Source organism: Janthinobacterium kumbetense, from assembly GCF_023703445.1.
Lineage (GTDB): Bacteria > Pseudomonadota > Gammaproteobacteria > Burkholderiales > Burkholderiaceae_D > Janthinobacterium > Janthinobacterium kumbetense.
Genome location: NZ_JAMQGR010000008.1, coordinates 16,993 through 31,299, shown reverse-complemented (window position 1 = coordinate 31,299; position 14,307 = coordinate 16,993). Strand labels below are relative to the sequence as shown.

Genomic DNA, 14,307 nt, shown 5'->3' with positions numbered 1-14,307 from the left:
TTCCTTATTGTCTGGCAGGTGCCGTCGGGGCTGCTTGCTCGTCCGTAATTTCTTCCAGGGTGCGCACTTCGTCGACATCTTCCTTGGGCACCTTGGTGGTGTCCTTTTCCTTGTCGCTTGGGCGCTTGCCCAGCAGGTAGTAGTCGAGCGCCTTGCGCGCGATCGGCGCGGCCACGCCGGCGCCGAAGCCGGCGTTTTCCACCACGATGGCAATCGCGATGCGCGGCTTGTCGGCCGGCGCGAAGGCCGTAAACAAGGCGTTGTCGCGCAGGCGTTCGGCCAGCAGCTTGGCATTGTACTTCTCGTTTTTCTTGATGCCCACCACCTGCGCCGTACCCGTCTTGCCACCCACCGTGTACTGCACGCCGGTGAAGATGCGTGCGGCCGTGCCGCCTTGCTCGCTGGTCACGCCCACCATGGCGCGCTTGATGATGTCGATGTTTTCCTGCTTGAGCGCGATGCGGTAGCTTTCCTTCGGCACCGTCAGGGTGCGCGCGCGCGTGGCGGCGTCTTCGATGATCTTCACCAGATGCGGTTTCATCACCACGCCGTTATTGGCCAGGTTGGCCGTCGCGTGGGCGATCTGCAGCGGCGTATACGAGTTGTAGCCGGAGCCGTTACTCACCGAAATCGTGTCGCCGCCCACCCATTTTTTCTGCTGCGGCGTCTTGAAGCGATTGCGCTTCCATTCCGTCGACGGCAGCACGCCCGTCTTTTCGTTATTCAGGTCGATGCCCGTCAACTGGCCGAAACCGAACGGCTTCATGAAGTCGTGGATGGCGTCGATGCCCATGTCGCGGCCCAGCTGATAGTAATAGGTGTTGCACGAGACGACGATGGACTTGTGCATGTCCACCGTGCCATGGCCGCCCACCTTATCGTCGCGGAAGGTATGCCCGCCGAGGATGAAGAAACCGGGATCGGAAATCGACTGGCTCGGCGTGCGCTTGCCCAATTCCAGCGCGGCCAGCGCCATGAAGGGCTTGAAGGTCGAGCCGGGCGCGTAGGTGCCGGACAGGGGGCGGTTGACCATCGGCCGGTCCAGCGAGGTATTGAGCTCATTCCAGCTTTGCTGGTCGATGCCGTCGACGAACAGGTTGGGGTCATAGCCTGGCTTGGAGACGTAGGCGAGGATGTCGCCCGTGGCCGGGTCGATGGCCACGGCCGCGCCGCGCCATTCGCCGAACGCTTCCTCGACCACTTTTTGCAGTTCGATGTCGATCGACAGGATCAGGTTGTTGCCTGGGGTGGCCGCAGTGCGCGACAGGGTGCGCATGGCGCGCCCGCCGGCCGACACTTCCACCTCTTCGTAGCCGGTGGTGCCATGCAGCTGTTTCTCGTAGCTTTTTTCCAGGCCTTCCTTGCCGATATGGTCAGTGCCGTTGTAGTTGGCCGCGTCCTCGCCCTCTTCCAGCGCCTTGGCTTCATTGCGGTTGATGCGGCCGATGAAGCCCACCACGTGCGAAGCGATTTCGCCCATCGGATACTGGCGGAACAGGCGCGCCTGCACCTCGACGCCTGGGAAGCGGAAACGCTGCGCCGTGAAGCGCGCCACTTCCTCGTCCGTCAGGCGCGTGCGCAGAGGCACGCTGACGAAGTTCTTCGATTCTTCCAGCAGCTTCTTGAAGCGGCGGCGGTCCTTGATGTCGATCTGCACCAGGGTCGACAGCTCGTCGATCACGGAATCGAGACTGGCGCTCAATTTCGATGGCGTGATTTCCAGCGTATAGGCCGAGTAATTGCGCGCCAATACCACGCCGTTGCGGTCGAGGATCAGGCCGCGCGTGGGCACGATGGGCACCACGGCGATGCGGTTGTCCTCGGCCTTGGTGGCGTAATCCTCGTGCTTGATCACCTGCAGCCAGATGAAACGCGCCAGCAGCAGCGAAAAGCAGACGAAGACGAGCGCGCCCAGGATGGTCAGGCGCATGCGGAAAAAATGCAGTTCGCGCTCGGTGTTCTTGAGTTCAGTCATGGCAGGCGCTCGTCAGATCGGCCGGTTGTGGTCACGGTCCACGGCGCGGCGCTGCGGTGCCAGCAGGATCCACGTGACGAGGGGCCACAGGGCCACGGCGACGAAGCTCTCGATGAAATTGAGCCAGCCGGGGAAACGGCCCGAGACGATCAGCCGCGTCAGCAATTGCAGCGCCTGCGTCAGCAGCAGCAGCGGCAGCACGTGCAGCGCCTGCGTCAGGATGGGGAACCACAGCACGCGGCGGTGCATCATGATGGCGAAATACGACAGCAAGGTGTAGGCCAGCGCATTCTCGCCCAGCAGGGTCGAATCGTGCACGTCCATCATCAGACCCATGAAGAACGCCACGCCGATGCCGACCTTGCGCGGCTGGTGGATGCCCCAGAAGACCAGCACCAGGGCGACGAAATCGGGCACGCCGACGAACTGCCCCCACGGCAGCAAATTCAGCAAAAAAGCGCACAGCAGGGAAAAACCGATGAACAGGGGGCTGACCGGCAGCAGGATGTAATGCGGGCGGTTCATCGTGTCGCTTCCTTCGGTGGCACGGCGGCAGGTGTTGGTACAGGTGTTGGTACAGGTCCTGCAGGCGCCGCCGGTTTCGGTGCAGGGCTCGCAGGCGGTTTCGCGGCCGGCACTGCGGCCGTATTGGCGGCAGGTGGTGTCGCAGCGGCAGCCGCAGGCTCCTTGGCAGGGTCCTTGATCGGCGCCATCTTGCCGGCGATCTTGCGGCCCGTCTTGACTTCTTCGGCGGGCGGACGCGGTGGAATGTCCGGCGACGTCATCAAGATGAGCAGCTGGGTGTTGCGCTCGATGCCGGCCAGCGGCTGGCACACGACGCGGCCGAACGGGCCATGCGCATTGCGCTCGACCAGGGTCACGCGCGCCACGGCCAGGCCGGCCGGGTACAGGCCGTCGAGGCCCGAGGTAATGACGATGTCGCCGATCTGGATGTCGGCGCTGGGGGCCGTGAAGCGCAGCTCCATGGTGCCGGACTTGCCACGGCCGATGGCCACGCTGCGCACGCCGTTGCGCAACAGCTGCACGGGAATGGCTTGCTCTTCATCGGTCAGCAGGGTCACTTCGGAGGTGAACGGGAACACGCGCGTGACTTGCCCCACCACGCCGAGGTTGTCGATCACGGGACGGCCCAGTTCCACGCCATGCTGGATACCGCGATCGAGCACGATCTTGCGCGTGGCCGAATCGCGCGTGTCATACAGGACTTCGGCCATCATGGTCTTGACGGGAACGCGCTCGCGCGCTTCCATCAATTTGCGCAGGTGGTTGTTTTCAACGATATTGAGCTGCGCCTGCTGCAGGATCTGCGCCGAGGCGATTTGCTCGTGTTTCAGGTCGCGCACCTGTTTTTCCAGGGCGGACAGCGAAGAAAAGTAATTGCCGACGCCAAGCGCCACATCGCGCGGCACCAGGGCCGCCATCTGCACCGGATACAGCACGGTGCCGACGGCCTGGCGCACGGCCGTCAGCGCGTGCATGCGCGAATCGACCAGCAGCAGGGCGATTGAAATGCCGGCGAACACCATCATCTTGACGCGGGCGGAGGCGCCTTGTTTGAAAAGTGGCGGAGGACTGTATTCCATGACTTCCAATAATCAGGCCAGGCGCAGTGCGCCAACGTGCAGGCCCCGGTCAGACGCCGGCGCCAAAACCAAAAAAAGGCCGGAGTTGGTTTCCGGCCCTTCTGTCAGATTATTCGTAGGAGAAGATCGAGCCGAGCTTGTCCATACGTTCCAGTGCCATCCCGGAACCGCGCACCACGCAGGTGAGCGGGTCCTCGGCCACCAGCACCGGCAGGCCGGTTTCCTCCATCAGCAGGCGGTCCAGGTCGCGCAGCAGTGCGCCGCCGCCCGTCAGCATCATGCCTTTTTCGGCGATGTCGGCGCCCAGTTCCGGCGGCGTCTGTTCCAGCGCGTTCTTCACGGCCGAGACGATGTTGTTCAGCGGATCGGTCAGCGCTTCGAGGATCTCGTTGCTGGAGATGGTGAACGAGCGCGGGATGCCTTCGGACAGGTTGCGGCCCTTGACTTCCATTTCCTTCACTTCCGAACCAGGGAAGGCCGAACCGATGGCCTTCTTGATGGCTTCAGCCGTCTGTTCGCCGATCAGCATGCCGTAGTTGCGGCGGATGTAGTTGACGATGGCTTCATCGAACTTGTCGCCGCCGACGCGCACGGAACCCTTGTAGACCATGCCGCCCAGCGAGATGATGCCCACTTCGGTGGTGCCGCCGCCGATGTCGACCACCATCGAGCCCGTTGCTTCGGACACGGGCAAGCCCGCGCCGATGGCCGCTGCCATCGGTTCTTCGATCAGGTACACCTGCGAGGCGCCGGCACCCAGGGCCGATTCGCGGATGGCGCGGCGTTCGACCTGGGTCGAACCGCACGGCACGCAAATGATGATGCGCGGCGATGGACGGAAGAATTTCGAGTCGTGCACCATGCGGATGAATTGCTTGAGCATCTGCTCGGTGACGGTGAAGTCGGCGATCACGCCATCTTTCATCGGACGAATCGCTTCGATATTGCCCGGCACCTTGCCCAGCATCTGCTTGGCTTCCTTGCCGACTGCCTGAATGGTCTTCTTGCCATTCGGACCGCCTTCCTGGCGGATGGCGACAACGGATGGCTCGTCCAGGACGATACCGAGGCCGCGTACATAAATAAGGGTGTTGGCCGTGCCCAAGTCAATGGCCAGATCGGTGGAGATATACCTGCGTAAAAAACCAAACATGAGTGTCCTGTAGCGCATCGAGCTGCGCAAAAGCTGTTTATGGGGAGTTTCAAAGCGGGCGCTTTCAGGCACCCTGAAAATCCAAAAGGCGATTTTTCCGGGTTTCGCTTGGCGCTTGCGCAATCTTTTCTATGCTGCGGCAGCAGTCCATCAGCGCCGGCAACGCATTAACCCGCCATTCTACCTTATAATTTGAATGCGATTTGCTCAAAAACCATGGAAAAGTGCGACTCTTGCAGCCGCGAGTTACGCGGCATTCCTCGATTTTTGTGAGCAAAATAGCAGTAAATACCCGCGTTTTATCAAAACGCCAACTTAATACTAATGCGCGGCACTCCGCGCCATTCGCCATGTCCCTGACACTCTCCGACGTAAAACGCATCGCCCACCTGGCCCAACTTGAAATGGCCGACGACCAGGCCGTCACGTCTTTGGCCCAATTGAACAAGATTTTTGCACTCGCGGAACAAATGCAAGCCGTCAATACCGATGGCGTGGCGCCCCTGAGCCACCCGCTGGCCGCCCACATGGACAATATTGCCCTGCGCCTGCGCGACGATATCGCCACGGAACAGAACCGCCGCGACGCCTACCAGGCCGTGGCGCCGAAGGTACAGGATGGCCTGTATCTCGTGCCCAAGGTCATCGAGTAAACACGCCATAGCGCTGTTCCCGCCTTTTTGCCGAATATCAAAATAGAAACGCCATGCATACAAAATCCATCAAACAGCTGTCCACGCTTTTGCAGAACAAGGAAATTTCCGCCGTTGCACTGGCGACGCATTTCCTCGACCGCATCGAAGCGGACACCTCGAACGCCTTCCTGCACGTCGACCGTGCCCTGACCCTGGCGCAAGCTGCCGAGGCCGACGCGCGCATCGCCGCCGGCACGGCCACGCCCTTGACGGGCGTGCCGATCGCGCACAAGGATTTGTTCGTCACGAAAGGCTGGCGCACGACAGCCGGCTCAAAAATGCTGGCCGACTACGCCAGTCCGTTTGACGCCACCGTGGTGGAAAAATTCCAGGCCGCCGGCATGGTCACCCTGGGCAAGGTCAATTGCGATGAATTCGCCATGGGCTCCGGCAATGAGAACTCGGCCTTCGGCGCCGTGCAAAACCCGTGGGACAAGACGGCCGTACCAGGCGGCTCGTCCGGCGGCTCGGCCGCCGCCGTGGCGGCTGGCCTGACGCCGGCCGCCACCGGCACCGACACGGGCGGCTCGATCCGCCAGCCAGCCGCGTTTTGCGGCATCACCGGCATCAAGCCGACGTATGGCCGCGTCTCGCGCTTCGGCATGATCGCCTTTGCCTCGTCGCTGGACCAGGGCGGCCCGATGGCCCGCTCGGCCGAAGACTGCGCCCTGCTCTTGAGCGCCATGGCCGGCTTCGACGAACGCGACTCGACCAGCCTGTCGCCGGAACAGGGCGGCGTGGCGGAAGATTTTTCGCGTGAACTGGGCCAGCCGCTGACGGGCTTGCGCATCGGCGTGCCACGCGAATACTTCGGCGAAGGCCTGGCCAAGGACGTGGAAGCAGCCGTGCGCGGCGCGCTGGCGCAGTATGAAAAGCTGGGCGCCACCCTGGTCGACATCTCGCTGCCGAACACCGCCCTGTCGATTCCCGCCTATTACATGATCGCGCCGGCCGAAGCGTCGTCGAACCTGTCGCGCTATGACGGCGTGCGCTACGGCCACCGCGCTACCGAGTACAAGGACTTGCAGGACATGTACAAGAAGTCGCGCGCACAGGGCTTCGGACCCGAAGTACAACGCCGCATCATGGTCGGCACCTATGTGCTGTGCCACGGCTACTACGACGCCTATTACCTGAAGGCGCAAAAGATCCGCCGCCTGATCGCGCAGGATTTCGACGCCGTGCTCAATGGCCCGAACGCCGTCTGCGACGTCATCATGGGCCCCGTCGCGCCGACCGTCGCCTGGGACCTGGGCGACAAGACGGACGACCCGGTGGCGAACTACCTGGCCGACATCTACACCCTGTCGACCAGCCTGGCCGGCCTGCCCGGCATGTCGATCCCGTGTGGTTTCGGCGAGGGCGAAAAGAACGCCAAGCGCCCCGTCGGCCTGCAAATCATCGGCAATTACTTTGGCGAAGCCAAATTGCTGAACGTGGCCCACCAGTTCCAGCAAGTGACGGACTGGCATACGCGCAGCCCGGCAGGCATTTAAGAAATAATTCGCGCCGCCCAGGCGGCGCCACCAAAAAATAAGCGAGAACACTATGCAATGGGAAGTCGTCATCGGTCTTGAGAACCACGTTCAGCTCACGACCGAATCCAAAATTTTCAGCGGTTCGCCGATCAAGTACGGCGCCGACGCCAACACGCAAGCGAGCCCCGTCGACCTGGCGCTGCCAGGCGTGCTGCCGGTGATGAACAAGCAAGCCGTCGACCGCGCCATCCGCTTCGGCCTGGCCGTCGGCGCCACCGTCGCGCCGCACTCGGTCTTCGCGCGCAAAAACTATTTTTATCCCGATTCGCCCAAGGGTTACCAGATCAGCCAGTTCGAGGACCCCGTCGTCATCGGTGGCGCCCTGACCTTCGGCTATGAAAAGGATGGCGAATTCGTCACCAAGACGGTCAACCTGACGCGCGCCCACCTGGAAGAAGACGCGGGCAAATCGCTGCATGAAGACTACGCGGGCATGAGCGGCATCGACTTGAACCGCGCCGGCACGCCGCTGCTGGAAATCGTCTCGGAACCGGAAATCCGCAGCGCCGCCGAAGCCGTGGCCTACGCCAAGGCCCTGCACTCGCTGGTCATGTGGCTGGGCGTTTGCGACGGCAACATGCAGGAAGGTTCGTTCCGCTGCGACGTCAACGTTTCCGTGCGCCCCGTCGGCCAGAAGGAATTCGGCACCCGCTGCGAAATCAAGAACCTGAACTCCTTCCGCTTCATCGAGGAAGCCGTGCACGTGGAAGTGCGCCGCCAGATCGAACTGATCGAAGAAGGCGGCAAGGTCGTGCAAGCGACGCGCCTGTACGATCCGGACCGCAAGGAAACGCGCGAAATGCGCAGCAAGGAAGACGCGCAGGATTACCGCTACTTCCCGGACCCTGACCTGCCGCCGCTGGTCATCTCGCAAGCGTGGATCGACACGGTCAAGGCCTCGATGCCGGAACTGCCGGCCGCCATGCGCACCCGCTTCATCAGCGAATACGCGCTACCGGAATACGACGCGCTGGTGCTGACGCAGTCGAAAGCCATGGCCACCTACTTCGTCGCCGTGGTCGACAAGGCTGGCAAGGAAAACGCCAAGGCCGCCGCCAACTGGCTGATGGGCGACGTGTCGTCGACCCTGAACCGCGAAGGCGTGGACCTGGACGACGCCCCCGTCTCCGCCGCGCAGCTGGCCGCCATGCTCAAGCGCATCGCCGACGGCACGATCTCGAACAAGGCGGCAAAGGAAGTCTTTGCCGGCATGTGGGAAGCGAAGTCGGACGACGAAAATCTGGTCGACACCATCATCGACGCCAAGGGCCTGAAGCAGATATCGGACTCGGGCGCCCTGGAAGCCATCGTCGATGAAGTGTTGGCGGCGAACGCCAAGTCGGTGGAACAGTACCGCGCCGGCAAGGAAGCGGCGATTAACGCGCTGATCGGCCAGGCCATGAAAGCGTCCAAGGGCAAGGCCAACCCGGCCCAGCTGACGGAACTGCTGAAGGCCAAACTGGCGGGGTAATCTTCGCGAGAGGCATGCAAAAGGACGCTGCGGCGTCCTTTTTTTATGCGCCGCCCGCTTGCAGTATGATCATGGATTCTTCCACGCACCTGTGAATACGCCATGAACAAGATCAAAACCGGCCTGGTCGGCTACGGCTTTGCCGGCTCTACCTTCCACGCTCCCGTGCTGTCCGCCATCGAGGCCCTGGAACTGGCCGCCGTCGCTTCCAGCAAACCGGAGCTCGTGCACAAGGATTGGCCGCACGCGACCGTGTATGCCGAGCCCGCGCAGCTGTTTGCCGATCCGTCCATCGAACTGGTCGTCATCGCCGCGCCCAATGAGGCGCATTTCAGCCTGGCGCAAGCGGCCCTGCAGGCGGGCAAGCACGTGGTGGTGGACAAGCCCTTTACCATTTCCAGCTTTGAAGCACAGAGCCTGATCGCGCTGGCCAAAGAGCGCAAGCTGGTGCTCAGCGTGTATCACAACCGGCGCTGGGATGGCGACTTCCTGACCCTCAAAACGCTGCTGGCGCAGGGTACCCTGGGGCGCATCGCCAGCGTCGAGTCGCATTTCGACCGCTTCCGTCCCGAGATCCGCCAGCGCTGGCGCGAGTCTGGCGCACCGGGCGGCGGCTTGCTGTACGACCTGGGTCCGCACATGCTGGACCAGGCCATGCAGCTGTTCGGTCAGCCGGAAAAACTGTACGCCGATATCGCCCTGCAGCGCGACGGCGCGCAGGCTGTAGATTATATGCACCTTGTGCTGTACTACGACCGGCTGCGCGTGGTGCTGCAAGCGGGTTGCCTGGTAAAGGCACCGACGGCGCGCTTCGCCGTGCATGGCGACAAAGGCAGTTTTGTGAAGTTTGGCCTCGACCCGCAGGAAGACGCCCTGAAGGCAGGCGGCAGGCCGGGCCAACCCGGCTGGGGCGTGGATCCCGTGCGCGGCGCCCTGCACCTGGGCACGCAGCCGGACGGCCATTTCGAACACCTCGAGATGCAGGCGGGCCGCTACCAGGACTTTTACCAGGGCATGGCCGACGCCATCCGCCACGGCGCACCGGCGCCCGTGGCAGCCGAAGATGCGGCGGCGACGATACGTCTGATCGAACTGGCGCTGCAAAGCGCCACCGAAGGGCGCGTACTCAAGGTCAGTTGATGACGAAGGCCAGCACCACGGCGCCCAGCGCCAACAGGGCCAGGCCGCAAATGAACAGCAGTTCGCCCCACCATTCGTAGCACAAGCGCGACTGGCCGGGGCGCAGCGACATGAACGAAAGCACGGCGCTGACGAGAAAGACGATGGCATCGACGGCCAGCAGCTTGTCGATCGCCACGCGCACCTCGCCGCGCGGCGCCAGGTGGCCGATCGACAGCACCGTCATGCATACGCCGACCATCGTCGCCGACGTGGGCAGGATATGGGCAGACAAACCGCGCGCCGGCACGCCCCGCTCGGGCGCCTTGCCATCGCCCGGCATCAAGGCCGGCCCTGGTTCGTTCCCGCCGGCCAGACCAGCTCCACGCGCGCGGAGCTGCCCGCCTTGACCTGCACCTTGCGCTCCAACGTCTTGCCGGCCAGGGTGGCGCGCAAGCTGTAGTTGCCCGGCGGCAGTTTCGCCAGCAGGAACGGTCCGCTGGCCGACGTTTCCAGCACCGACATCCCCTTGGCATCGCTGATCTGCAGCTTCACGTCGGAGGCAAATTCCGCCTTGCCTGCCGCCTGCACGGAAAACACCAGGCTCAATGGCCAATGCCGGCTGGCGCTCTTGATGGCCGTCGACTCGTCGAGGCCGATGCCGCCGCTCAGGTACTCCACCGCCCCGCTCTTCTGCACGGGCGGCAGTGCGTTATCCGCTTGCGCCTGCGCCGCACTTCCCAGCAACAGCCCGGCGGCCAGCACTGCCGCCGCCAGGCCCAGGGTACCGCGTCTGTTTGATGCCATCTCACTCTCCTCGTGTCGGTTGAATCAAGATAGGAAGCGCAGCTTAGGCAGGACTTAGGAAACCATCAACGCCGGCGCATGGCCTCGGCGATCTTCTGGTCCGTCTTGAACTGGCTCAGCGCATATACGGCCCAGATCGTCGCTGGCAGCCAGCCGATCAAGGTGATTTGCAGGATCAGGCAAATGATGCCGGCGATCGGACGGCCGATCGTGAAAAAGGTCAGCCACGGGAATATCAGGGCAATCAGCAAGCGCATCGTTCGTTCCTTCAGTATTCCCCTGCGCCGCGGGGACCGGGCCGGCATGCGGCGGTAAAATCCATTGACCTGATTATAACGATACCTGCGCCTCACGCGGCGCGGGTGCCAGTTGTTTTTCCATCCACGCCAGAATGGCGGCGAAGATCTCCTCGCGGTTCAGTTCATTGAAATTCTCGTGATAATTGGCCGGATAGTAGTGATAGTCGAGCAAGCCATCGGGCACGCTGCGCAGCATGCTCTCCGTGGCGCGGCTGTCGGCCAGCTTGTCGTCACCGGCCACCACGGCAAACAGGGGGAAACGCCAGCCCGACAAGCCGCACGCCAATTCCTTTTGCGCCGACGTCAAGGCATGGGCGAAGCGTACCGAGGCGGCACTGGCGCGGATGCCGTCGCGCTCATCCTGGAAATGGCGCGCGGTAATGGTCTGGTCGTGCGTGAGCAGCATGGTCAGGTTCCCCAGCGGCACCTTCATCGTGGGGAAGCGCTGCGCCAGCCAGCCCGACAGCATCTGCAGCACCTTCGGCACGGGAATCGCATTCACGTAATACGGCGATGAGATGACAAAACCCTTGATGGCCGGGTCGCCCGCAAAGCGCCGCAGCCCCAGATGCGTGGCGATCAAGCCGCCCATGGAGTGGCCCATGACGAAAATCGGCACGCCTGGATACGCCTGCTTGACCCAGGCGAGGAACAGCTCTTCGTCGTCGAGGAAAGCCTCGAACGATGGGATATCGACCTTGCGCTGGCCATCGTGGCCCACCATGTCGAAGCTGACGGTGGCGATGGCGTGCTGGCGGAAGTACAGCGCCGGCGTGACATAATCGCCCGCATGCGCCATGCCGCCGTGGATCGCCAGGATCACGGCACGTGGCTGTTGTGGCCCTGGCGGCTGCCAGATGTGGATGGGGCGCTCGACCTGGTCGCTGCACCGCAGGCTGGCCATCTTGTCTTCTGAAAAACGCATCGCTGCTCCTGTCATGCCCTGTCACGCCTTCAGATGATCGATCAACTGGCGCGCATACAGGGGTAATTCACTGAACTGGCGCACGCAAATCGTCAGATTGCGTACCGACCAGGGATCGGATAATTCCAGGCAGCGCAGTGCCATCGTCTGCTGGCAGCGGCTGGCAGCCGCCAGCGGCACCACGCTGATGCCCACGCCGCTGGCCACCATGCGGCACACGGCATCGAAGCTGCGCAGGCGCACGCGCACCTTCAACGGGCGGCCCAGGCGCGCCGCATGCATGCCCAGATACTGCTGCATCGCGCTGTCGTCGGCCAGGCCGATGAAATCGTGATCCAGCACGCTGGCAAAGTCGACGACGCCATCCTGGCCCAGCGCGCGGTGGTGCACGCCGTCAGCCGCCGCGATGACCACCAGCCGGTCGGGGCGAAACAAAAACGTCTGCAAGCCGCGCATGTCGACCGAATCGGACACGATGCCCATATCGGCCAACCCTTCCGAGACAGCCTTGACGATATCGTAACTGAGGCGCTCTTCCAGGTCGATGGTCAGGTTCGGATGGCGGTCGAGAAAAGCGCCGAGCGCCTCGGGCAAAAATTCGCTGAGCGCCGCCGTATTGCACAGCAGCCGCAACTGCCCTTTCAAGCCGCGCGCAAACTCACCGAGCTCGCCGCGCATTTTCTCCATTTGCAGTAAAACGAGGCGCGCGTGATGCAGCAAGGTCTGGCCCACGGGGGTCGGCTCCACGCCGCGCCGCCCGCGCAGCAGCAAGGGCATGCCCAGCATCTCTTCCATGCCGCGCACGCGCGCACTGCTTGAGGCCAGCGCCAGGTGGCTGCGCGCGGCGCCCGCCGTCAGGCTGCCCGCCTCCACCACGTTGACAAACAGCTGCAAATCGACCAGATCAAAGCGCATGGCGGCTCTCCTTTTCGCCATCTTATCAGCCTTCGTATTTTACAGAGGCTGACTCAAAATAATCCACCTTGGCGAAATCCGCAAGCGCGCGCAGAATCCACGCAAAATCACTGTGGGATGAAAAAAATGGAGACGTCATTTCTGCTGGCCGTCGGCGCCAGCTTCCTCGTCGCTGGCTTCGTCAAGGGCGTAGTCGGCCTGGGGCTGCCGACGGTGGCCATGGGCACGCTCAGCCTCGTCATGCCGCCCGTGCAGGCGGCCGCCCTGCTGATCGTGCCCTCGATGGTGACGAACGTGTGGCAACTGGCGGCCGGCCCCGGCCTGCGGGCGCTGCTGCGTCGCTTGTGGCCCATGCTGACCGCCGTCATGGCGGGCACCCTGGCGGGCGGCGCCCTGCTGCCAAAGGATAGCGGCACCTGGGCCGTCGTCGCGCTGGGCGTGGCGCTAATGCTGTATGCGCTGGCGGGACTGTTTTCGCTGCAGCTGCGCGTGCCGACGCGGCACGAAGCGTGGCTGGGCCCCATGGCGGGCGCGGCGACAGGACTGGTGACGGCCGCCACGGGCGTGTTCGTGATCCCCGCCGTGCCGTATCTGCAGGGACTGGGGCTGGCGCGCGATGCGCTGGTGCAGGCGCTGGGCCTGGCGTTTACGGCGTCGACCGTGGCGCTGGCGACCAGCCTGGCCCTGCACGGCGACTTCAGTCTCGGTGCGGCCGGCGCGTCGGCGTATGCGCTGCTGCCGGCGCTGGCCGGCATGCTGGCCGGTCAATGGCTGCGCGGGCGCATCGCGCAGCCAGTATTCAAGCGATGCTTTTTTATCGGCCTGTTCGCCCTGGGTTTGCATGCGGCGCTCAAACCATGGCTGGCGTGATGCAGATAGACTGGCAAGGGGACAGCGCGCTGTGCGCGTGGATCGACGGCCAGCAGGTGGCCATGCTCGACATCAGCAAGTGCGCGAACGAAGTGACGGTGAACATGCTGTTCGTGAAACCGCCGTTCCGCCGGCGCGGCATCGGCGGCGCGCTGCTGCGGCGGTTATTGCAATGCCATCCGCAGGCCAGCGCCGCCTGCAGCGACCCGCGGCTGCGGGCCCTGCTGGACAAGACTACTTAAATGCCATAGCGGGTGCGGTATGCCGAAACAGCCTCTTTATGTTTCAACAGTTCCGGATCGGCGCCCGCGCCATTCAGGTAGCCGAACAAGTCGTCCAGGTTGCCGATCGAGATGACGGGGATGCCATACTGTTTCGACACTTCCTGCACCGCCGAACTTGGCGACAGCTGGCCATCCGGGCCCGAGCGCTCCATGCGGTCCAGGGCGATCAGCACGGCGCATGGCTCGGCGCCGGCGGCGCGGATCATGTCCACCGATTCGCGCACCGAGGTGCCGGCCGAGATCACATCGTCAATGATGACGACTTTGCCATGCAATTTGGCGCCGACAATGGTGCCGCCTTCGCCATGGTCCTTGGCTTCCTTGCGATTGAAGGCGAACGAAGTGTTGCGGCCCTTGCCAGCCAGCGCCACGGCGGTGGCCGAGGCCAGGGTGATGCCCTTGTAGGCGGGACCGAACAGCATGTCGAATTCCACGCCCGAGTCGAGCAGGGTCTGCGCGTAGAACTGCGCCAGCTCGGCCAAGGTGGCGCCGTCATGGAACAGGCCCGCATTGAAGAAGTATGGCGACTGGCGTCCGGCCTTGGTGGTGAACTCGCCAAACCGCAAGACTCCCTTGGATACTGAAAACGCGATAAACTGCTGGCGTAAATTATTCACATTAGCCTCATTTTTTAAAAGTGCCTGTATTTTAA

Annotated in this window: 16 protein-coding genes; 6 read left to right on the top strand and 10 right to left on the bottom strand. The window is 63.3% G+C overall.

From position 1 onward, the window contains the following. Positions 1–4: 4 nt before the first annotated feature. The 4 genes from mrdA to NCG91_RS20320 form a co-directional block, all read right to left on the bottom strand. Positions 5–1,975 carry a penicillin-binding protein 2 gene (gene mrdA / locus NCG91_RS20335; RefSeq protein WP_077399423.1) on the bottom strand — a complete coding sequence of 657 codons (1,971 nt, stop codon included), beginning with the start codon at positions 1,973–1,975 and terminating at the stop codon, positions 5–7. A gap of 12 nt (positions 1,976–1,987) precedes the next feature. Beyond that, complete coding sequence (gene mreD, locus NCG91_RS20330; protein ID WP_077399420.1) at positions 1,988–2,500, bottom strand: rod shape-determining protein MreD; 513 nt, start codon at positions 2,498–2,500, stop codon at positions 1,988–1,990. After that, positions 2,497–3,579 carry a rod shape-determining protein MreC gene (gene mreC / locus NCG91_RS20325; RefSeq protein ID WP_251350977.1) on the bottom strand — a complete coding sequence of 361 codons (1,083 nt, stop codon included), beginning with the start codon at positions 3,577–3,579 and terminating at the stop codon, positions 2,497–2,499. Before mreC ends, mreD begins: the two co-directional genes overlap by 4 nt. A 109-nt stretch (positions 3,580–3,688) precedes the next feature. Next, complete coding sequence (locus tag NCG91_RS20320) at positions 3,689–4,732, bottom strand: rod shape-determining protein (RefSeq protein WP_010393186.1); 1,044 nt, start codon at positions 4,730–4,732, stop codon at positions 3,689–3,691. Positions 4,733–5,082: 350 nt separating this feature from the next. On the opposite strand from NCG91_RS20320, the gene gatC reads away from it, so the two are divergent. The 4 genes from gatC to NCG91_RS20300 all read left to right on the top strand — a co-directional run bounded on the left by gatC (position 5,083) and on the right by NCG91_RS20300 (position 9,576). Beyond that, positions 5,083–5,385, top strand: coding sequence for an Asp-tRNA(Asn)/Glu-tRNA(Gln) amidotransferase subunit GatC (gatC, locus tag NCG91_RS20315; protein WP_077399414.1), 303 nt, complete (start codon positions 5,083–5,085; stop codon positions 5,383–5,385). Between the two features lie 53 nt (positions 5,386–5,438). Further along, positions 5,439–6,923: an Asp-tRNA(Asn)/Glu-tRNA(Gln) amidotransferase subunit GatA gene (gatA, locus tag NCG91_RS20310; protein WP_251350976.1), complete on the top strand. Its 1,485-nt coding sequence runs from the start codon at positions 5,439–5,441 to the stop codon at positions 6,921–6,923. A gap of 37 nt (positions 6,924–6,960) precedes the next feature. Further along, positions 6,961–8,436, top strand: coding sequence for an Asp-tRNA(Asn)/Glu-tRNA(Gln) amidotransferase subunit GatB (gene gatB / locus NCG91_RS20305; protein WP_354004631.1), 1,476 nt, complete (start codon positions 6,961–6,963; stop codon positions 8,434–8,436). Positions 8,437–8,538: 102 nt separating this feature from the next. Continuing rightward, on the top strand, positions 8,539–9,576 hold the full coding sequence (locus tag NCG91_RS20300; RefSeq protein WP_251350974.1) for an oxidoreductase: 1,038 nt from the start codon (positions 8,539–8,541) through the stop codon (positions 9,574–9,576). On the opposite strand, the gene NCG91_RS20295 is transcribed toward NCG91_RS20300, so the two are convergent. The 5 genes from NCG91_RS20295 to NCG91_RS20275 all read right to left on the bottom strand — a co-directional run bounded on the left by NCG91_RS20295 (position 9,569) and on the right by NCG91_RS20275 (position 12,501). Then, positions 9,569–9,898, bottom strand: coding sequence for a hypothetical protein (locus NCG91_RS20295; RefSeq protein WP_251351106.1), 330 nt, complete (start codon positions 9,896–9,898; stop codon positions 9,569–9,571). The two genes, NCG91_RS20300 and NCG91_RS20295, sit on opposite strands and share 8 nt — an antisense overlap. Further along, positions 9,898–10,362, bottom strand: a complete 465-nt coding sequence (locus NCG91_RS20290; protein ID WP_251350973.1) for a carboxypeptidase-like regulatory domain-containing protein — start codon at positions 10,360–10,362, stop codon at positions 9,898–9,900. The genes NCG91_RS20295 and NCG91_RS20290 overlap by 1 nt, the downstream gene beginning before the upstream one ends. A gap of 65 nt (positions 10,363–10,427) precedes the next feature. Continuing rightward, positions 10,428–10,619, bottom strand: a complete 192-nt coding sequence (locus NCG91_RS20285; protein WP_077399393.1) for a YqaE/Pmp3 family membrane protein — start codon at positions 10,617–10,619, stop codon at positions 10,428–10,430. Between the two features lie 73 nt (positions 10,620–10,692). Further along, the gene (locus NCG91_RS20280) at positions 10,693–11,586 is read right to left on the bottom strand and encodes an alpha/beta fold hydrolase (protein ID WP_251350972.1); all 894 of its coding nucleotides are present in this window, start codon (positions 11,584–11,586) and stop codon (positions 10,693–10,695) included. A 21-nt stretch (positions 11,587–11,607) separates the two neighbouring features. Further along, positions 11,608–12,501: a LysR family transcriptional regulator gene (locus tag NCG91_RS20275; RefSeq protein ID WP_034749390.1), complete on the bottom strand. Its 894-nt coding sequence runs from the start codon at positions 12,499–12,501 to the stop codon at positions 11,608–11,610. A 126-nt stretch (positions 12,502–12,627) separates the two neighbouring features. On the opposite strand from NCG91_RS20275, the gene NCG91_RS20270 reads away from it, so the two are divergent. Further along, on the top strand, positions 12,628–13,371 hold the full coding sequence (locus NCG91_RS20270; RefSeq protein WP_251350971.1) for a sulfite exporter TauE/SafE family protein: 744 nt from the start codon (positions 12,628–12,630) through the stop codon (positions 13,369–13,371). After that, positions 13,371–13,613 (top strand): GNAT family N-acetyltransferase, encoded by a 243-nt coding sequence (locus tag NCG91_RS20265; protein ID WP_251350970.1) that lies wholly within the window; start codon positions 13,371–13,373, stop codon positions 13,611–13,613. Before NCG91_RS20270 ends, NCG91_RS20265 begins: the two co-directional genes overlap by 1 nt. Here NCG91_RS20265 and pyrE read toward each other — a convergent pair. After that, positions 13,610–14,272, bottom strand: a complete 663-nt coding sequence (gene pyrE, locus NCG91_RS20260) for an orotate phosphoribosyltransferase (RefSeq protein WP_035824465.1) — start codon at positions 14,270–14,272, stop codon at positions 13,610–13,612. The genes NCG91_RS20265 and pyrE overlap by 4 nt on opposite strands. Positions 14,273–14,307 lie beyond the last annotated feature (35 nt).

Excerpts from the sequence above, each read along its gene's own strand:
- mrdA (WP_077399423.1), bottom strand. The coding sequence starts at position 1,975 with ATGACTGAACTCAAGAACACCGAGCGCGAACTGCATTTTTTCCGCATG.
- mreD (WP_077399420.1), bottom strand. The coding sequence starts at position 2,500 with ATGAACCGCCCGCATTACATCCTGCTGCCGGTCAGCCCCCTGTTCATC.
- mreC (WP_251350977.1), bottom strand. The coding sequence starts at position 3,579 with ATGGAATACAGTCCTCCGCCACTTTTCAAACAAGGCGCCTCCGCCCGC.
- NCG91_RS20320 (WP_010393186.1), bottom strand. The coding sequence starts at position 4,732 with ATGTTTGGTTTTTTACGCAGGTATATCTCCACCGATCTGGCCATTGAC.
- gatC (WP_077399414.1), top strand. The coding sequence starts at position 5,083 with ATGTCCCTGACACTCTCCGACGTAAAACGCATCGCCCACCTGGCCCAA.
- gatA (WP_251350976.1), top strand. The coding sequence starts at position 5,439 with ATGCATACAAAATCCATCAAACAGCTGTCCACGCTTTTGCAGAACAAG.
- NCG91_RS20300 (WP_251350974.1), top strand. The coding sequence starts at position 8,539 with ATGAACAAGATCAAAACCGGCCTGGTCGGCTACGGCTTTGCCGGCTCT.
- NCG91_RS20295 (WP_251351106.1), bottom strand. The coding sequence starts at position 9,898 with ATGCCGGGCGATGGCAAGGCGCCCGAGCGGGGCGTGCCGGCGCGCGGT.
- NCG91_RS20290 (WP_251350973.1), bottom strand. The coding sequence starts at position 10,362 with ATGGCATCAAACAGACGCGGTACCCTGGGCCTGGCGGCGGCAGTGCTG.
- NCG91_RS20285 (WP_077399393.1), bottom strand. The coding sequence starts at position 10,619 with ATGCGCTTGCTGATTGCCCTGATATTCCCGTGGCTGACCTTTTTCACG.
- NCG91_RS20280 (WP_251350972.1), bottom strand. The coding sequence starts at position 11,586 with ATGCGTTTTTCAGAAGACAAGATGGCCAGCCTGCGGTGCAGCGACCAG.
- NCG91_RS20275 (WP_034749390.1), bottom strand. The coding sequence starts at position 12,501 with ATGCGCTTTGATCTGGTCGATTTGCAGCTGTTTGTCAACGTGGTGGAG.
- NCG91_RS20270 (WP_251350971.1), top strand. The coding sequence starts at position 12,628 with ATGGAGACGTCATTTCTGCTGGCCGTCGGCGCCAGCTTCCTCGTCGCT.
- NCG91_RS20265 (WP_251350970.1), top strand. The coding sequence starts at position 13,371 with ATGCAGATAGACTGGCAAGGGGACAGCGCGCTGTGCGCGTGGATCGAC.